This window comes from Bacteroides togonis, assembly GCF_900130135.1.
GTDB classification, from domain to species: domain Bacteria; phylum Bacteroidota; class Bacteroidia; order Bacteroidales; family Bacteroidaceae; genus Bacteroides; species Bacteroides pullorum.
This window is the reverse complement of sequence record NZ_LT670820.1, coordinates 605,208-623,273: the sequence shown is the minus strand read 5'-3', so window position 1 is coordinate 623,273 and position 18,066 is coordinate 605,208. Positions and strand designations below refer to the sequence as shown.

The following is an 18,066-nucleotide window of genomic DNA, read 5'->3' as shown; positions in this document are numbered from 1 at the left end:
TTTTAAAAAGACCTTACCGATGAACAGACTCCTCTTTGCCGGCCTGTTGTTTGCCGTCACCTGTTTTGCGGGCTCTTGCGGTTCCCGGTCGTCGAAGCCTTCGGCCGCCGATGGAATGCAGACCGACAGCGCCGCCATGGCCCCGACCGACTCTTTGTTACGGGTGATTCCCACCTATGCCGAAGGCTACACCATAGACTATCGTGCCGACGGCGTGCGCCTGCTGGACGTACACGACCCGCAGAACCCCGAGGCGCCGGGTTATCATTTCGCCCTTGTGCCCCGCGGTACGCATCCGGCCGGTATTCCTCGCGACTATACCCCGATAGAAACACCCGTGCGCAGCGTCATCTGCATGACGTCGCTCCAGCTGTCCAATTTCATTGCTCTGGACGCCTGTCCGCTGGTGACGGGCATCACCAGCACGCGCCACCTCTTCGACCCCACCATGAACCGCCAGCTGGCCGAGGGCCACACGGTGAAGATAGGCATCGAAGGCAACTTCGACTCTGAGGTGGTGATGAGCGTGGAACCCGATGTCATTTTCATCTCCCCCTTCAAGCGCGGTGGCTACGACGCCCTGCGCGACACGGATATCCCCTTGGTGCCCCATCTGGGCTACAAGGAGATGACGCCCCTGGGACAGGCGGAGTGGGTGAAGTTGGTGGGCCTGTTTATCGGGCGCGAACGCGAAGCCAACGAGTGCTTTGCCGCCATTGAGGCGCGCTACAAGGAGCTTTGTCGCCTGGCCGCGGGCGTGGAGAAGCGTCCCGTGGTGTTCAGCGGCGAGCTGCGTGGAGGCAACTGGTATGCAGTAGGCGGCAAAAGTTTCCTGGCCCAGCTGTTCCGCGATGCCGGAGCCGACTATTTCCTGAAGGACGACCCCCGTTCGGGCGGTGTGACGCTGGACTTCGAGACCGTCTATAGCCGGGCCGACGAGGCCGACTTCTGGCGCATCGTCAACAGCTACGAAGGCACCTTCTCCTACGACGCTCTGAAGGCCACCGACGCGCGCTATGCCGACTTCCGTGCCTTCCGCGAGCGGGCGGTGGTCTATTGCAACATGCGCACCACGCCCTTCTACGAGAGCATGCCCATGCAGCCCGACGTGGTGCTGAAGGACCTGATACACGCCTTCCATCCCGACCTGCTGCCCCAGTATGAACCCACGTATTACGAACGACTGAAATAAACGCCATGAACCATCGCCCCATACTCCCCCTGATGCTGCTGATGACCGTGTTCATCGCCCTGTTCTTCCTGCTGAACCTGCTGCTAGGCTCGGTGGACATCCCCCTGCGCTCGGTGTGCCGCATCCTGGCGGGCGGGACGGACGAGCCGGTGGTGTGGCAGAACATCGTGTGGAAGTCGCGCGTGCCCCAGGCCCTGACGGCGCTTGTGGCGGGCGCGGGTCTGTCGGTCAGCGGCCTGCAGATGCAGACGGTGTTCCGCAATCCGCTGGCCGACCCTTCGGTGCTGGGCGTTAGCTCGGGTGCCAGCCTGGGCGTGGCGATGGTAGTGCTGCTGTCCGGTGCTGTCGGGGGCGTGGCCCTGAGCCGTTTGGGTTATCTGGGCGAAGTGGCGTTGTCGCTGGCCGCCATCGTGGGTGCCATGTCGGTGATGGCGCTCATCGTCTATGTGTCGATGAAGGTGCGCGGCAACGTGACGCTGCTCATCATCGGCGTCATGATAGGTTACGTGGCCAATGCCGTCATCGGTGTGCTGAAGTTCTTCAGCGTTGAAGAAGATATCCGTGCCTATGTCATTTGGGGGCTGGGCAGCTTCGCCCGCGTATCGGGCGACCAGATGCTGCTGTTCGTGGGCATCATGGCTGTGCTGCTGCCGCTGTCGTTCCTGCTCATCAAGACCATGAATCTGCTGTTGCTGGGCAACAGCTATGCGCGCAACCTGGGACTGAACATCCGGCGGGCCCGCCTGCTGGTCATTCTCTGCTCGGGCGTGTTGGTGGCCATCGTGACGGCCTATTGCGGCCCCATCATGTTTCTGGGGCTGGCCGTGCCCCATCTGTGCCGTGCCATCTTCCGCTCGTCGGACCACCGTGTGCTGATGCCTGCCACGCTGCTGACGGGTGCCGCCCTGGCTCTGGTGTGCAACCTCATTGCCCGTATGCCGGGCTTCGAAGGCGCTCTGCCGGTGAACTCGGTGACGGCACTCATTGGTGCACCGGTCGTTGCTTCGGTGCTCTTCAGACGCAGGAAAAGTGAGATAGACGAATAACTGAATATGAACCTATTAATATAGAAAGACCCTTTGAACGAACCGACCATCCATATCGAAAACCTCTCCATCGGCTATGCCTCGAAGCACAGCGTGAAGATGGTGGCGGCAGGCATTTCGGCCGACATCTGCGGCGGCGAGCTGACCTGCCTTTTGGGAGCCAACGGAGTGGGGAAGTCCACCCTGCTGCGCACGCTCTCGGCCTTCCAGCCCAAGCTGGACGGAAACATTTACGTGCAGGGCAAGGAAATTGATGCCTACACGGACAAGCAGCTGTCGCGCGTGCTGAGCGTGGTGCTGACGGAGAAATGCGACATTCGTAACATGACCGCCACGGAGCTGGTGGGTCTGGGACGCAGCCCTTACACCGGCTTTTGGGGAACCCTGTCGAAGGCAGACAAGGAGGTGGTGGCGCGCTCCATCGCCCTGGTGGGCATCGCACACCTGGCCGACCGCATGGTGGATACCCTGAGCGACGGCGAGCGCCAGAAGGTGATGATAGCCAAGGCGCTGGCACAGGAGACGCCCGTCATCTACCTGGACGAGCCGACGGCCTTCCTCGATTTTCCCAGCAAGGTGGAGATGATGCAGTTGCTCCACCGCCTGAGCCGTAGCACGGGCAAGACCATCTTTCTCTCTACCCATGACCTGGAGCTGGCTCTCCAAATAGCCGACAAAATCTGGCTGATGGACAAGGCGAGCGGGGTGACCATCGGCACGCCCGAAGACCTGTCGCTGGACGGCAGCCTGAGTCGCTTTTTCGCCCGTAAGGGCATTGTGTTCGATCTGGAGACGGGCCTCTTCCGTATGGACAATGAATACACTTCGCAAATCCGCCTCGCCGGACACGGACAACGCTATGCCATGGTGCGCAAGGCCTTGCAGCGCAACGGCATTCTGGCTAACCGCAACGTGGAGTCTGCTGTCTTCATCGAGACGGGCGACCTGCGGGGTGACGCTCCCTTCGTGCTTCACCGGGCGGACGGCACTATGGTCACTGTCTGCAGTATCAGCGAATTGCTGGGCGTTATCCGGGAGGCGGACTTGTTACCTAACGGATAAAAAAGATTATATGAGATGTTGATACACCACCACACAGCCAAAGAAAATTACGAGCAGCTGACTACTGCCCCCATTGCGGGTGTCATCACCCGCCTGGCCATCCCCACCATCATCAGTATGCTGGTGACGGCTTTCTACAACATGGCCGACACGTACTTCGTCGGTAAGATTAATACGCAGTCCACGGCGGCGGTAGGCATCGTGTTCTCGCTGATGTCCATCATCCAGGCTGTCGGTTTCTTCTTCGGCCACGGGTCGGGTAACTACATCTCGCGCCGTCTGGGCGCCCGCGACGTGGCCAATGCGGAGAAGATGGCAGCCACGGGCTTTTTCATGGCCTTCTTCACGGGCTGTGTGTTGGCAGTGCTGGGGTTGCTATTCCTCACACCGCTGTCGCTGATGCTGGGCTCTACACCCACCATCTTGCCTTATACGGAACGCTACTTGGGTATTATCTTGACAGGTACGCCTTTCATGGCTTCATCGCTGGTGCTGAACAATCAGATACGCTTTCAGGGGAATGCTGCCTACGCTATGGTGGGTATCGTGAGCGGGGCGATCCTCAACGTGGTGCTCGACCCGCTATTCATCTTCGTCTGCGATATGGGCGTGGCGGGTGCTGCGCTGGCCACGGTCATTAGTCAGGTGTGCAGCTTTACGCTGCTGCTCTACATGGCTACGAAGGGGGGGAATATCCCCATCCGTTATCGCAACTTTACGCCGTCGTTCGCCTTCATCAAGGAAATTATTGGCGGTGGTACGCCCTCGCTTGCCCGCCAGGGACTCGCTAGTCTGTCCACCATCCTGCTGAACTTGGCCGCCGGAGCGTATGGCGACGCTGCCATCGCAGGCATGTCCATCGTGTCACGCATTGGTATGTTCATCAATTCTTTCCTGATCGGTTTCGGGCAGGGTTTCCAGCCCCTCTGTGGCTTCTGCTACGGCGCAGGTCTTTATAGCCGTGTGCGTCAGGGTTTCTGGCTCTGTGTACGTATCGGTTTTATTTTCCTGACCTGCTGTGCTGTGTTGGGTTTCGGCTTTGCCGAAGAGGTGGTGGAGCTGTTCCGTAAAGGCGACCCCGCTGTGGTGGCCACAGGTGCTTCGGCCCTGCGCTGGCAGCTTGTCACCTATCCGCTGGGCACGTTTGTCATCATCAGCAACATGATGTTGCAGACTATCCGCAAATCCGTGCGTGCCACCATCCTTTCGTCTGCCCGTCAGGGCTTGTTCTTTGTGCCGTTTATCTTTATCCTTCCCCATTTCTTCGGGCTTCAGGGCGTGGAGATGTGTCAGGCCGTTTCCGACATCTGCACTTTCTTACTGGCCCTTCCGCTGACGTTTGGCGTATTACTGGAGATGAAGCGGCAAGAAAATGGATTGAAAAGCTGATAGGATTATACGTATATTCGCCCATCTTCCGAAATCAGTAAAATGGTCAGTTCACCGTGAGGTAAGAGAGGGGCACAGTGGTGGTGGCAGTGGTCAATGACGGTCTGCGTAAAGGTTGGCAAAAGCGAGGCTGGTATAAGATCCCATAATTCACGAGCCAAAGTGATGCCGTCGATGCGTGTGCAGACATCTTCACCGCAACCGACTTCACGAGCCATTGAAATGATGAAATCACGGTTCATCGTCACCTGGCGGCTGTGGGTATCCAGATGCCCTTCTGCCAGCTTGACAGCCTTACCTATCATAACACCCAGCGTAATGCGAGGCAGCTTCAGGCTGTCAGCCAGTTTCAGCGTTTCGCCGATAAAGTTGCCGTAGTGTACGAAAGCCTGTGGCGGTAGGTCGGGATAATAGGCACGGACGAAACGTTCACTCTTGGCCCCCGAATTGATAACGACACGGGGACTGCCTGTAGCGCGTGCCACTTCCATAGATTTGGCGATGGAGCGGATAAAAGCATCTGTCGAGAAGGGCTTCACAATGCCCGACGTGCCAATAATCGAAATTCCCCCTTCAATGCCTAGGCGAGGGTTGAAAGTGCGGCGGGCAATTTCTTCACCACTCGGTACGGAAATGAGGACGTCTATCGAGACAGGATTGGCTTTCATAGGCAAGGAATGCAGCAAGTGACGGATGCTGTTTTCTATCATCCGACGTGGGGTAGCGTTAATGGCAGCTTGTCCCACCTCAATTCCCAAACCTGGTAACGTAACACGACCCACTCCGCAACCGCCATCGATGTGAATGGATAGAGGAGTGGTAGAAGTGGCAGCGGACGATAGGTGCAACGTGACGCGGGCTTCTATCGTCATGCCGTTGGTAATATCCGGATCATCTCCTGCATCTTTTACAGTAAAGGCTGAAGCGACGACGGTCTTACCGTCGGCAGATAAAATCCTTTCTGTCGGACGGGCAGGTATCGTCAGGATTTCGCCGTCTGGCAGAAGGACTGGAAAAGTGTCGGGAGTATTATCGTCAAGGGCTTTCCAAACAGCAGCTACGGTGGCGGCTGTGGCACAGGTTCCGGTGGTAAGTCCCGTGTGTTGCGGGTAGAATTCGGGAAGCAGTTGTTCAACTTGCCGACGGAGTCCATGTCTCCCTGTTACGGTTATAAACGAAGGAGGAAGTGGCGGGCGTTGGATGGCAAACACTTGGATACCAAGGCTTGTTGCCACTTCAACTTTTTCTTTAAATCCTCCTGATAAACCGCTTTCTTTCAGTATGATAGCTTCCGGATGAAGTTGCTCCATCACGATTCGTTCGTCTTCGCCTTCGTGGTAATAGCAGAGGCGTTCGCGAGGAAATCCTTGGCGGTCGGCCAACAGGCGTGAGCTGTCGCGGTCGAGGATGCGGCAGTGGCAGCATATGTTTTCATCTTTCCATAGCGCAGCCAGGCGGGCAATGCTCTGTACGCCCGTAAGCAGGAGGAGAGAGGCCGGATGCGATTGCTGTATTTTTTTCACAGCTTCGTCATAGCCGGCACACCAGATAACAGGACAGGCCGTACGTGGCGGATAGATGCGCTCAAGTCTGATTACAGGGATTTGCAGACGTTGCCCCACTGTAGCCACGTTGCGATGCAGTTCCTCAGCAAAAGGATGAGCGGCATCGACCAGTAGCCGGATTTCCTTTTGCCGGCAGAATAGCTCCATCGCTTCCGCATCCATGCCTCCTTGCAGGCGGATGCCGTGGTGTAGGGACACTTCCTGTTCATCTCCACGGGTGGAATAGTAGAACGGACTGCCCGATTCGTCCAGTGTGTTTGCCGCCAGTCGGCCTTCGGTGGTTCCTCCTAAAATAAGAATCATAATTCAATCCTTCCGATACAGATGTTTGAACTCATGCGCATAGAGGCGGGACAAGCCTTGGCGGTTGTCAATGGCTTCGCCCACTACTAGCAGGGTAGTCAGTGTCAGGTTGTTTTCTTTCACAATCTTGGCCAAATCTTTCAGCACACCGCGGTAGATTCGTTCGTCCTTCCACGTCAGATGGTAACAGGCAGCTACAGGCGTATCTTCGGGATATTCCTGCAACAGTTCGCTCTGCACCTGGTCTACAATACCCGCGCTGAGGAATATGCACATCGTACTTTGCGACCGCGCCATGAGGTGGAGCTTTTCCCGTTCGGGCATGGGTGTCCGTCCTTCGCCGCGGGTCAGGATGATACTCTGCACTTTTTCGGGAATGGTAAACTGTGATTTCAGGGCAGCGGCAGCGGCTTGGAAAGAAGAAATACCCGGCGTGATGTGATAACTCATCTGGTATTGGTCGAAATAGTTCATCTGTTCCTGTATGGCTCCATAGATACAAGGATCACCCGTGTGCAACCGGACAATGAAGCAACCGCGGTCATAGAATTCTTTCATCAGCGCGAACTGTTCCTCCAGATTCATGGAGGCAGAACTGCGGACTACGGCACCCGGTTTGGCACAATAGGTCAGTTCGCGGGGCACCAGACTGCCGGCATAGAGTATCAGATCGGCTTTTTCCAGCATCTGTCGTCCGCGTACGGATATCAGGTCGGGATCGCCCGGACCGGCTCCCACGATTTCGATATGGCCGCTGTCGGTCATTATTCCCTTTCCAATGGCTACGGCCAGGGTATAGTTGCTGCCTTTCTGTTTGTTCAGTACCAGACACCCGCTTTCCGAGGCCAGCAGGGCTGCTGCTTCGCTGACGCTGGGCGTACCCATGTGTTTTTGTACTACTTCGCTCGGGGTAGGTACGTTTACGGTCTTCAGCTCGTCGGCTGTATAAAACTGCACGGGGAACCGGGATTGCAGCTGTCCGACTACCGGCTCTTCACGTTTCTCGCAGATAGTAGCAAAATCGGAAATTGCGGCGGGATGGATGTGTTGGCTGTACAGCGTTTCGTCCAGTTGCCGGATGACTTCCTCGACAGGTCCGGCGTTGTGTGCCAGTCCGATGCCTGCATGGAGTACCTGCGGAATGTAATAAAGAGCAGGGATTCCGGCAGTGTTGTAGCGGAAAGGCGTAATCAGCAAGACTAGTTCGTAAGGCTTTAAGTCGATGTCTTCGAAGCGTCCGTAACGGATGCTGACATGCGGCGGACAAGTCCGCTCCAACCGCTCTACCCCCGGCACCCGTACACCGATGTACAGCAATGTGGGTACCTGTTTGACAAACAGGCTGATGAGTCGGTTTATTATGCGATGTCCTTCATCAGAATTTGCGGAAATCATGTTTCCACCTTCGGCAGTCAGGACTGTCCAGTTGTATTCAGTGCCCAGTGTATCGAGTGCCCACAGGCCGGTACGGTCACTTTGTGTAGTAATCACGGCTTCCGCTCCGATACATCCGGCCACACATCGGGCCAGCTCGTTTGCTCCGCCTACATGTCCCGACAGGACAGGAATGGCATATCGCCCCGTACTGTCTATACATACTACTGCAGGATCAGTATGCTTGTCTGCGATGAAAGGCGCTATGCTCCGTACACAAATCCCCATGGCTCCGATAAAGATAAAGGCGTCATAGCGATGGAAATTTTCATTGAAGAAGTTCGCATAGCTTTCTACATTCAGGCAGGTATTGTCCTTGACCGTCGTACTGAGGATGACGGCTTGGGGAAATTCCGGCAACAGACGGTGTGCCAGCGGCAATCCTTCTTCGGAAATCAATATAATGGCTGTCTTTTTATCCATGTTTTCTGTTTCTATTATAAGGTAGCTTTCATTATTTCGATGGGATTGTAGTCATCCAACGCAATGCGTACCGATGGTTGCAGTTGCATACCCAGTTTTGCGACTGCCTCGCGGAAGGCTTTCCCGCTTTCGGCAGATACGGAGTTGAAGACGATACATCCACCGGGCTGGAGAAGTTTCTTTATTCCTTCCATCATTACGCCCAGTTTGCCTCCATGACCACCGATAAATACGGCATCGGGAAGAGGTAGGGAGGAAAGGTCGGTTTGCAGAAAGTCTCCTGTCAGATGTTGTATGCCCGGAACGCCGAAGCGGCGACTGTTCACTTCCATCAGTTGTCGGCCTTCGGGACGTATTTCAAAAGAAACGACCGTCAGATGCGGAAACTGGAGGCGTGCTTCGATGGATACCGAACCCGTGCAGGAACCGATATCCCAGAACACATGTCGGCTGTTCAGTCCGAGTGCACGGAGCGTAAGCAGCCGGATAGGGGCCTTGGTTATCATGCGGGCACGTCCGTCCAAATGATCGAAAGCCTCGTCAGGGATGCCGAAGGGACGTGGTGGGAGAGGAGTGTCAGCTTTCAAGATCAAGCAATTGGGGCGTTCAAAGCAGCTTCGGGCAGTCTCTTCAACCGTCATCCGGCGGATGCGTTCTTTGTCTGGGTTTCCCAGGTGTTCGCCTACATAGACCGTATATTGGTTGTAGCCATAGTCCAGCATGCGGCGGGCAATGGCGTCGGGAGTATGTTCCCGGTCGGTCAGGATGCCGATTTGGGTGCTTCGTTCTATCAAGGCTCTGTCCAGTTCCTGCCAAGGGCGTCCGGTCAGCGATACGTTTCGCATGTCGCTGTAGGGGATTACCATCCTGTGTGCCAATGTCTGCAAGGAGTTGAAGGCAGGATAGAGTCGCAGATGGGCTTCAGGCATCCGTTTACGGAGCGTGTTGGCAAAACCGAAAAAAAGCGGATCGCCCGAAGCGAATACCACAATAGGATGTCCGTCGGTCTTGAAATGGGCCTTGTATTCTGCGAATACGTTGTCCAGCGGTATGTTGATGGTCATCCACGTGGCATCATCCGGCAGCAGGGAAGCTACAATCTCCCTGTGCCGTACACCGCCCGAGAAGTACCTTCCGTTTCGGATCAGTTCCTGTACTTCGGGAGGAAAGAAGGGTGAGGGACTGTCATCCAGTCCTATCAGGATGAAATTCTGTTCCATATTTATCTGTTTATACGTCTCGGCCGGGGCGCAGTTGCTCGGCATCGTTGTAGCAAAGGATGGCGTTGACCAGCGTAGCGGCTAGGTTGCTTCCTCCCTTGCGTCCTTCCACAATGATTTTGGGGATTTCTGTAAAAGGTTTCACCATGTGCTTGGATTCCTTTACGTGAACGAAACCTACAGGTGCTGCCACGATGCCTGCCGGACGGGCTTTCCCTTTGCGAATCAGGTCGCATAGCTCCATCAGCGCCGTCGGTGCGTTGCCGAAGACAAACAGGGCGTCAGGATGTTCTTCTACCGCGAGTCGGATGCCGGCCTGTGTACGGGTAATCTTTTTTTCAGCAGCCATTTCAGCCGAGCGCGGATCACTGAGATAACATTTCACTTCCACTCCCAGCCGTTGCAACGCTCCCTTGCGGATGCCGCTGGCGGCCATGGTCACATCGGTGACAATGGTTTTCACTTGTCCATCAGCAATCTGTCTGTACAGCGTAGATACGGCATGGTTGTCGGTCCGCAGCAAGTCTTCCATTTCGAAATCGGCCGTAGTATGGATGGCGTGCAGCAGGGCCCATTTGTGGTCCAAAGGGATATCCTTGTTCTTCAGTTCGCTTTCGATGGTACGGAAACTGCGTATCATGATGTCCTGTCCGATGGAAGCTCCCGATTCCTCGTTTTCCCGATAGTATCCCCGGGGAGTAACAAAGCTGCCTTCCCATTCGTAAGACTGTGAGTTGCCGATAATGACGACTGTGAACATGTCTGTCTGTTCGGGATCAAATTCTTGTAAGGAGGTCACGTGTACTTCCTGTTCCGGTCTTCCGGCCTGGCGGACGTAGCCCACAGGTGTCTGGGGGGAACGGCCTTCCTGCAGGAATATTTCTTTCAGCCGATAGAGTTGCCAGTAGCGGCCTTCGCTTTTGGGATTATAGACTGCAGTGACAAAATCGGCCTGGGCAGCGGCCACGATTCGTTTCTCGATGCGTTCCCACGGAGTCATCAGGTCGCTGAGGGAAATGACGCAGAAGTCGTGGCCCACCGGTGCGCCCAGCAGGGAGGCTGCCTTCTGAAAGGCACTGATGCCGGGCAGGGATACGATTTCGACAGAGCTGCCCCGTTCGCGCTTCATTTCGTAGATGAGCGGTGTCATGCCATAGATGCCTGCATCGCCCGAACTGATGACGCATACCGTCTTTCCCTGCTCTGCCAGTTCGAAAGCCTGTTCGGCCCGCACGCGTTCGCGTTTCATCCCTGTGTCGATGCAGGGTGTTTCCGGATGCAGGTAAGGAGTGATAAACTGAAAATAGTATTTGTAGCCTATCACGGCATCTGCTTCGTGCAGTGCAGCCTTGACGGCCGGGGTGATGTCTTGTTCGTTGCCCGGTCCGATGCCGGCAACGATTATTTTCGGTTGTTTCATTTCTTTGGATTTCATAATCTCTGGCAAAGATACGTTTTTTCGGCAAACTTTCCGGTCGTTACTGCTGTCTTTATCGCGGGCGGTTCAGTCTTGCCTCAATCTTTTCCGGCAGCATAGGCAGCTTTCTTTTCCATGATGCCTACACTGCGATGGTGCAGGCTGAAGCGGAGGTGTTCGATAAAGATGTCTTGGATTTCAGGTATTTGTCCCAGGCCTTCCTGGCGTATATTAACGGTATATCCTTCCGCTTCCAGCTTTTCTTTCCATTCTGTGGCTATGTCGTTGCGGGCATGGTCGCCTGCCACCAGCATGAAGGGTTGTAAGGTCACTTTTCGGGCTTTCGCAGCTTTCAGTTGTGCCAGCAGGGTGGCGAGGGTCGGATAGCCTTCTATCGTGGCTACGTGGCAGTTTGAGTGTCCGGCGGCTTTCAATACATGGTCCATTTGGCTGTAGACAGCTGTGCTTGGAGTATGAGTGCCGTGCCCTACGAGCACGAAATGCTCTGTTCCCTTTTTCCCATCCGGCGTTGCTGCGCCCATGCGTCTGGTCAGGATATCGGCTACTTTCTGGCAATCGTTCACCGAATAGAGCAGGGGAGTACCCACCCGAATTTCTTTAAAGAAAGCCTGTACGCTTTCCACGTCGCGCCGAAGCGATTCCATTTCCACTCCGTCAATGATGTTGCTGCTCTGTACGACGACGTGTGTATAGCCTTCGGCCCTCAGGCGCAGAAGTGCTTCGAGCGGCGTGTCTTTCCGGATACCGCGTTGCTTGAGGCGGCGGATGACAATACGCGATGTGTAGGCTTCGGTAAAGGTAAGTTCAGGAAACGCTTCCTGCGCTTTCCGGTTCAGGGCATCGATGGTGAGGGCACGTGTGTCGTCGTATGTCGTACCGAAATGTACCATCAGCAGGGCTGCTTTCTCGCCACTCTTCAGATTGGCAAGCAAGTCGCAAGGAACAAAACCGCCCTCTCCGTATGCGCGACAGAGGAGGGCGGTTTGACATAACAAAAGTAAAGTAAGGACTTTTCTCATGCAGGGGGCTGATTACTGGTTGCTCATTACGCGCAGGATGTCGAAGTAGAAGCTGGCATCCACCTCTGCGCCTTTTTCAACTTTCCCTGTTGCGATGTCGTAGACATAGATGCAGGATTCCTCACGGGTGTTCACGCCTACATACGCTTTCCCGTCGACAACGGCCGTGCGTTGGGAGAAGCGGCCGGCATTGTAGGCTATTTCCTCACCGTTGTATTTCAGCCGTTCTCTTGTGCCGTCTGCCAGGTTCAGGATGGTGTAGTAGTGGCAGTAGGAGTCGATGTTTAGTGTACCGTCCTGCGGGTCACCGTCATCGTTGCGTGCGTAGGCCAGTGCCTTTCCGTTGCCCAGGTATTGAATGGTCAGCAACTTGCCGTCAGCGTTCGGATAACCGTCGTAAGTCGTATCAAACTGTGTTTCGCCCTTTTTGATGCGAAGCAGGTGGCCTATTTCCTTCTCGTTTTCGTCCGGAGTGAAAGTGGCCAGGTAAAGATTGTCATCCTCATCATACATCACGCTGTTCTGCATCAGTTCGCCGTAGGCGCTGCCGGCTGTCTGTTGGGCTATATTGTTCGGTTCGTTGCTTTCCACCTTCATGGTAGCCGGGTCGATGATGGCCGTATAGAAATAAGGTGTAGCCTTTCCGTTCCGTTTCGAAGTCTTGGCAAAGTAGAAATAATAAAGTTTCTTGTCGCTTTGGCGGTAGGTCAGGATGCCCGATGTCGTGAGTACCGGATAGCCTTCGGGAGCAGTAATTTCACTCAGGGTGCCGCTGTCGATGATGCTCATGTCGTCGGCGTTCAGCTTGGTCCAGATGATTTTGTCTGCATCGCCGTTGGCGGCCATGATGAGCAGTGTGTTGTCGTCCAGCCAGGCATGTGTGTACGAGCGTGCCTTGAATGTATAGCCGTCGGCAAACGGACGTTGGCCAACAATGTTCAGGGCGTTTTTGCCGGTCGTGGGGTCATAGTTCACTTCCAGTTTCACAAAGCGGTCGGCCGGCTGGTAAGGCACTTCATAATAATATTTGCCTTTCACGATCGCCTCCATGGTGTAGGTGTTTCCATTGGATTCGAATTCGGAGCCGATTCCTTCGATCGTAATCTTGTCTGCATCGGCGCTCAGGTCGGATACACTTCTGACGATGGTTCCGTCGCCCTGGCTCATGCCGCCATGCTTGCCCACACTAAGGAAAAGGTCGAAGTGATAGTCCTTCGTCGTTTCTTCCGGATTATTGTTGCCTCCATTTCCTTCGGCGGGATCGTCCGAACAGGCTGTGAAAGAAGTGGCCAGCAGGGCAGCCATACATGCACTCAGTAAAAATTTGAATTTTTTCATAATGAAACAATTGGTTATTGGTTAGATTAGTTGATGAATAGTCTGAATTTGGCAAAGAAGGCCCGGCCAGGCTTTTGCAGCTTGTAGTTGTCGTAAGCCGTTTCGTCCAGCAGGTTGGAGCATTCCAGCGACAGGCTGTAAGTGTCGTTCTTCCACGAGTAGGAGAGGCCCGCATTGCAGATGTGCTGCGTCGGTATACGCGACTTGTTCTCGTACGAACCATAGGCTTCCCACGTCAGGAAATACCAGTGCACCCATTGGTAGTTGCAGTTCAGTCGCAGGCGGCTGTCCGGCAGGCCTACGTTGTGGAACGTATAGCTTGCTTCGGCTCGGCCGAACAGCCAGGGACGGTTGGGCAGGCGGTTGTTGTAGGTGGCCGAAGGTTTTCCGTCGGTCTTGTATTGTTGCTGGTCGCGTGCGTCCTGAAAGCTCAGGTTGCCGGACAGTTGCAGTCTGTTCTGCCAGTCGTAGCGCACTTCCCCTTCCATGCCTTTGATGTGTACGGCCGGAACGTTCTGGTATTGCATCATGCCTTCCTTTTCGATCACCTGCACCTGGATGAAGTTGTCCACATTGCGCAGGAAACCGTTGGCTTCGTAGTACAACGTGTGCCCGGCAGCCGGACGCCAGGTTCCGAAGAAGCCCAGGTTGACGTTGTCGCTGCTTTCGGGCTCCAGTGCCACGTTGGCATAGACCGTCGTTCCGTTGCCCAGCAGTTCGCGGGCGATGGGCAGGCGTACACTGTGTTCGAAAGAGGCCTTCACGGCAAAGGGAGCGGCAAGGGTGAAGCGGGTACCTACGCCATATCCCCAGTAGTTCCGGGTGATGGAGCCCCGCACGTTATTCGAACCCGTCGTCGCGCCCGAGTCGGTCTGGCGGATATTGGCATGGTTCACGTAGTCTTTCACGAAGAGGGTGTTGTTCCACCGGTCGTCGAAGAACGACTGATAATAGGAGAGGCCTGTGATATGCTTGGTCAGTATGTCGTTCGACGGTTCGAAGTCCGTATCCAGGTCGTCATAGCGGTCATTGCCCGTGCGGTTCATCGAGTAGTCCAGGTTGAAACCATGGTGTGCGTTCAGCGCATAGTCGGCATTGGCGTGTACCAGGGTCATCGGACGTTTGTAGTGGCGCATCGAGCGTTTGTTTCCCGTAATTTCGTTGCGTGAGCTCACGATGTAGCCTCCGTTCCAGTCATATTTCCGGTAGGCGGTATCTACCGTCAGCGAGTGGTCCCACGTGTGCGACAGCGAGGCGTTCAGCTGTAGTCCCTCCACCAGGAAGTCGCGTTTCCGGTAGCGTGCCGCCACGTTCCATGCGTCCGTCTGCCGTTCGGCCATGCCGTAGACCACCGTCTGCACCGAGCCGGTCTGCAGTTCCTTGTCCGTTTTCGAGTAGGAGCCCGAGACGAAGAAGGCGTCGGCCCACCACTTGTCGGCGAAACCTATTTCCAGCTGGCCCAGCAGGGAGAGATAGTCGTCATGGAAACGCTTGCGGTCGGCGTAGACGTAGGCGTCCGCCTCTTCGTCCCACACCTCCACGTCTTTCATCCGATAGTCGTTCTTCGAATAGTTGATGCCCACCGTAGGCCGCACGATGAGTCCTGTCCGCCGTTCCACCCACAGTGCGTTCAGGTCTGCCTTGTGCGTATGGAACGAGCCGATGCCGTAGGATGCGTCCAGGTAGTTTTTCTTCTCCTGTTTCGTGACGATGTTGATGGCACCGCCCAGCGCGTCGGTACCCAGGTGGGCAGGCACTACGCCCTTATACACTTCTATGCGGTCGATGATGCCGACAGGCAGGTTGGCCAGCGACATGCCGCTGCCTTTGCTGTCCAGTGGCATGCCGTCCAGGAAGTAGCGCACCGAGTTGCCCGAAAGTCCGTTGATAGACAGATCGAAGTCCGAACCCACGCCGCCCTCTTCGCGTACCTTGACGCCTGTCGTGCGGTCCATCAGGCTGTTCAGGTCGTTCAGCGAAGAGGCCAGTGCCTTCACGTCCAGCGCGTTGACCGCAAATACGCCTTCCTTCAGTTTCTGCGTCTGGCTTTTGCCGTACACCTCTACCGTCCCCAGTCCCACGTTGTTTTCCTTCAGGCGGAAATCCTGGGTCACAGGTCCGTCGATGCGAAGCGGCATCTTCAGTGTTTCGTATCCCACGAACGACACCACCACCACATGCCTGCCCGGCGTCACCATCAGTTCGTAGCTTCCGTCCGTATGGCTGTAGCAGCCCGTGCTGCTGTTTTCGATGGCGATGGTGGCCTGTTCCACCGGATGACCTTCGCGGTCGGTCACCTTGCCCGAAAGGCGCACCTTGACTTGGCCTATGGCCTCAAGGCTGCCTGCGGTCAGACACAGCAGTATCCCGACGAGCAGGAGGCAGGAGCGGATGTTTGTTTTACCCATTTTCATATTCCTATCAGTTCTACGGGAAAACAGGGACAGAAGAAGTACAAAGAGAAACGGCCTTGCCCTCGCCTGTCCGCGACAGGGGGATGTCCGGCAAAGAAAGGTCCGACTCGATGTTTCACCGCCTTATTTCCCGAAAGCGTTAAAACGTTGGCAGATTCTGGCAGGTCTTCTGACTTGTCCCAATCCCTGGATGCCTTCCCATCCCTCCGTTGGTAGGGGACAGTGGCTTGGGGTTTTCCAAGGATTCTTCATGGCGGGGACTCACAGCAGCGGGTCTGTCCAGGACTTTCACCTGGTTCCCTTTTCATCGCGGCCTCCGAAGCGGGTGGGGCTGCGATACCAAAATCGGCGGCAAAGATAGTCCTTTTTTCGAGTTCCGTCGCCATGTCGGCAGAAATATTTTGTGGCGTTGCAATGATTTTATCAACATGCGCGATTCCGAGAAAACGGATGCCGGCCGTTAAATCGTCTTAAAAGTCCGCTCGCGACAGGCGCCGCACTTTTCGGACGGGCGGGGAGAGATGGAAAAACTCACCTTCGCTTATACGGATAGATATAGGTTTCTCTCCAGAAGCTTGGTTTTCAGCGTATAATCTGTGTCCATCCATGTGAGTGACGGTGACATTTGTCTGCATACCGTTCACTTCGTGTCTGCCCAAAAGTGCGGTATCCGCCGGAATTCTTTTGTTGTTTTCTTCCGTGATTTGCCTCTGTGCAAGGGCAATGGTGCCCTTGCCGGACTTTAAAATCACAAAAACGATGGAAACAACATCCAAAAACATCTTCTGCTTCTCGCGTTTCAGCAGCGTGAGGAGCAAATGTGCCACGGACACTACGCTCGAGCAGTTCGTGGCCGACATCCGCGGCGAGGCCTTCCGCAAGCGGGTGGAGCAGTACCGTCGCCTGCGCTCGCAGCGCGGACAGGAGGCCGAGGCACAACGCGTCAAGTCGTCCATGCCCTGCGTCACGCCCTCGTGTCGCTGTTTCGGCGGGCATGCCGCGAGCAACTTGCAGTCGTACAGCGGCTTGGCGTGTGCGGACTACGACGGCACCGTCGGTCGAACGGACGAGATTATGGCCCTGGCTGCTGCACTGCCCTATGTGGCGGCCGCCTTCCGCAGCATATCGGGCGAAGGGGTGAAGATCTTCGTCCGTATCCGTACGGAGGACCTGGCCGGGGGCTATGCGCCCGTCTACGCTGCCGTGGGGCGTGCGGTGAGTGCCGCCGTGCGCCATGCCTACGACGAGAAGTGCGCCCCCGTGACCCAGCCCTGCTATTACTCCTGGGACCCCGCCGCGTACTACAATCCCGCCGCCACGCCTTTCCCCTACGACCCTGCGGAGGCTGTTCCCGCATCACGTCCTACCGCCCCGCAACCTGTGGGCACCGCTTCTGCCGCCACAGGCGGAGAGGATGCCGGCGTCGTGCCGGGCGAAGGCTTCCTGGCGGCTTTCGTCCACCGCTTCGAGCAGGAGTATCCCTTCCGTCCCGGACAGCGCAACGACATCGCCCTGCGCCTGGGCCGCTCGGCCCGCCGTAAAGGTTTTTCGACGCAGGAACTGGACGAGGTCATCGCGCTCTATGCCGCCCGCCACGCCATGTCCGACTTCAACGCCGGCGACATCCGCCAGCGGGTGCTGTCTGGTTATCAGTATGTTAGTTCGCGAATGCCGCCGGAAAAGGCAGGCGAAAAGGGCCAAGGCAAGTTTCAGGGTTCCCTTAAACCCGGTTTTTCGGCGAAAACGGCCGACGAGGCGGACGAAGTGTCGGAAAAAAATGAAGCCCTCATGGCTGCCCTGCCCCTCATCCCCCGGGAAGTGTATGACGCCCTGCCGCCGCTGCTGGAGCGGTGTGTCCGCCCCGCGGCCAATGCCTACGAGCGCGATTTCCTGCTGCTGGGTTCGCTCAACAGCTGCAGCGCGCTGCTGCCCCGCGTGCGCTTCCTCTACAAGCGGGTGGAGTATTCGCCCCACTTCTACCTGGCCGTCGTGGCCCCAGCCGGTACGGGCAAGGGAGTCGTGGCCTTCACCGCCTCGCTGCTCGACGCCACCGAAGACTGGTACGGCCGCTTGCGTGCCGAGCGGCGCCGGAAGAACGAGGAGGCGCAGACCCTGTGGGAGCAGGAGCTGGCCGAAGCCCGCAAGCAGCGCCGCCAGCCTGACTTTGCCCTGAAGCCCGAGGAGGAGAAGATGCCCTACTTCAAGCCTGTCTCTTATACACAT

The 18,066-nt window shown here is 56.2% G+C and carries 13 protein-coding genes and 1 riboswitch; of the genes, 5 read left to right on the top strand and 8 right to left on the bottom strand.

The features are described 5' to 3' along the window. Positions 1-19: 19 nt before the first annotated feature. From BQ8005_RS02775 to BQ8005_RS02760, 4 genes are read left to right on the top strand one after another with little or no spacing between them, the layout of a single operon-like run. A complete protein-coding gene (locus tag BQ8005_RS02775; protein WP_075316963.1) occupies positions 20-1,192 on the top strand; it encodes an ABC transporter substrate-binding protein in 1,173 nt (390 codons plus the stop codon). Between the two features lie 5 nt (positions 1,193-1,197). Next, entirely contained in the window at positions 1,198-2,238 is a 1,041-nt protein-coding gene (locus tag BQ8005_RS02770; protein ID WP_075316962.1) for an iron ABC transporter permease, read from the top strand. 33 nt (positions 2,239-2,271) lie between these two features. After that, positions 2,272-3,300, top strand: coding sequence for an ABC transporter ATP-binding protein (locus BQ8005_RS02765; RefSeq protein ID WP_075316961.1), 1,029 nt, complete (start codon positions 2,272-2,274; stop codon positions 3,298-3,300). Positions 3,301-3,315: 15 nt separating this feature from the next. Next, complete coding sequence (locus tag BQ8005_RS02760; protein ID WP_021848505.1) at positions 3,316-4,689, top strand: MATE family efflux transporter; 1,374 nt, start codon at positions 3,316-3,318, stop codon at positions 4,687-4,689. A 5-nt stretch (positions 4,690-4,694) separates the two neighbouring features. On the opposite strand, the gene cbiD is transcribed toward BQ8005_RS02760, so the two are convergent. The 8 genes from cbiD to BQ8005_RS17315 form a co-directional block, all read right to left on the bottom strand. After that, the gene (gene cbiD, locus BQ8005_RS02755) at positions 4,695-6,557 is read right to left on the bottom strand and encodes a cobalt-precorrin-5B (C(1))-methyltransferase CbiD (RefSeq protein ID WP_075316960.1); all 1,863 of its coding nucleotides are present in this window, start codon (positions 6,555-6,557) and stop codon (positions 4,695-4,697) included. 3 nt (positions 6,558-6,560) lie between these two features. After that, positions 6,561-8,414: a precorrin-4 C(11)-methyltransferase gene (gene cobM / locus BQ8005_RS02750; RefSeq protein ID WP_075316959.1), complete on the bottom strand. Its 1,854-nt coding sequence runs from the start codon at positions 8,412-8,414 to the stop codon at positions 6,561-6,563. 14 nt (positions 8,415-8,428) lie between these two features. Continuing rightward, the gene (locus BQ8005_RS02745; RefSeq protein WP_075318869.1) at positions 8,429-9,634 is read right to left on the bottom strand and encodes a bifunctional cobalt-precorrin-7 (C(5))-methyltransferase/cobalt-precorrin-6B (C(15))-methyltransferase; all 1,206 of its coding nucleotides are present in this window, start codon (positions 9,632-9,634) and stop codon (positions 8,429-8,431) included. Between the two features lie 10 nt (positions 9,635-9,644). Further along, complete coding sequence (gene cobJ, locus BQ8005_RS02740) at positions 9,645-11,054, bottom strand: precorrin-3B C(17)-methyltransferase (protein ID WP_075318867.1); 1,410 nt, start codon at positions 11,052-11,054, stop codon at positions 9,645-9,647. A gap of 95 nt (positions 11,055-11,149) precedes the next feature. Then, a complete protein-coding gene (locus BQ8005_RS02735) occupies positions 11,150-12,091 on the bottom strand; it encodes a sirohydrochlorin cobaltochelatase (RefSeq protein WP_075316958.1) in 942 nt (313 codons plus the stop codon). Between the two features lie 12 nt (positions 12,092-12,103). Further along, on the bottom strand, positions 12,104-13,429 hold the full coding sequence (locus BQ8005_RS02730; protein WP_075316957.1) for a hypothetical protein: 1,326 nt from the start codon (positions 13,427-13,429) through the stop codon (positions 12,104-12,106). 26 nt (positions 13,430-13,455) lie between these two features. Next, a complete protein-coding gene (locus BQ8005_RS02725) occupies positions 13,456-15,843 on the bottom strand; it encodes a TonB-dependent receptor (protein ID WP_083610480.1) in 2,388 nt (795 codons plus the stop codon). Positions 15,844-15,985: 142 nt separating this feature from the next. After that, positions 15,986-16,202, bottom strand: a riboswitch (cobalamin riboswitch). Between the two features lie 111 nt (positions 16,203-16,313). Then, complete coding sequence (locus BQ8005_RS17315; RefSeq protein WP_159436192.1) at positions 16,314-16,625, bottom strand: hypothetical protein; 312 nt, start codon at positions 16,623-16,625, stop codon at positions 16,314-16,316. Between BQ8005_RS17315 and BQ8005_RS02720 the strand changes: the two genes are divergently transcribed. Beyond that, a partial coding sequence (locus BQ8005_RS02720) for a BT4734/BF3469 family protein (protein ID WP_159436191.1) occupies positions 16,603-18,066 on the top strand: 1,464 nt, incomplete at its 3' end. The genes BQ8005_RS17315 and BQ8005_RS02720 overlap by 23 nt on opposite strands.

What these genes read in the sequence shown, in the direction of transcription:
- BQ8005_RS02775 (WP_075316963.1), top strand. Translation starts at nt 20, where the DNA reads ATGAACAGACTCCTCTTTGCCGGCCTGTTGTTTGCCGTCACCTGTTTT.
- BQ8005_RS02770 (WP_075316962.1), top strand. Translation starts at nt 1,198, where the DNA reads ATGAACCATCGCCCCATACTCCCCCTGATGCTGCTGATGACCGTGTTC.
- BQ8005_RS02760 (WP_021848505.1), top strand. Translation starts at nt 3,316, where the DNA reads ATGTTGATACACCACCACACAGCCAAAGAAAATTACGAGCAGCTGACT.
- cbiD (WP_075316960.1), bottom strand. Translation starts at nt 6,557, where the DNA reads ATGATTCTTATTTTAGGAGGAACCACCGAAGGCCGACTGGCGGCAAAC.
- cobM (WP_075316959.1), bottom strand. Translation starts at nt 8,414, where the DNA reads ATGGATAAAAAGACAGCCATTATATTGATTTCCGAAGAAGGATTGCCG.
- BQ8005_RS02745 (WP_075318869.1), bottom strand. Translation starts at nt 9,634, where the DNA reads ATGGAACAGAATTTCATCCTGATAGGACTGGATGACAGTCCCTCACCC.
- cobJ (WP_075318867.1), bottom strand. Translation starts at nt 11,054, where the DNA reads ATGAAACAACCGAAAATAATCGTTGCCGGCATCGGACCGGGCAACGAA.
- BQ8005_RS02735 (WP_075316958.1), bottom strand. Translation starts at nt 12,091, where the DNA reads ATGAGAAAAGTCCTTACTTTACTTTTGTTATGTCAAACCGCCCTCCTC.
- BQ8005_RS02730 (WP_075316957.1), bottom strand. Translation starts at nt 13,429, where the DNA reads ATGAAAAAATTCAAATTTTTACTGAGTGCATGTATGGCTGCCCTGCTG.
- BQ8005_RS02725 (WP_083610480.1), bottom strand. Translation starts at nt 15,843, where the DNA reads ATGAAAATGGGTAAAACAAACATCCGCTCCTGCCTCCTGCTCGTCGGG.
- BQ8005_RS17315 (WP_159436192.1), bottom strand. Translation starts at nt 16,625, where the DNA reads ATGTTTTTGGATGTTGTTTCCATCGTTTTTGTGATTTTAAAGTCCGGC.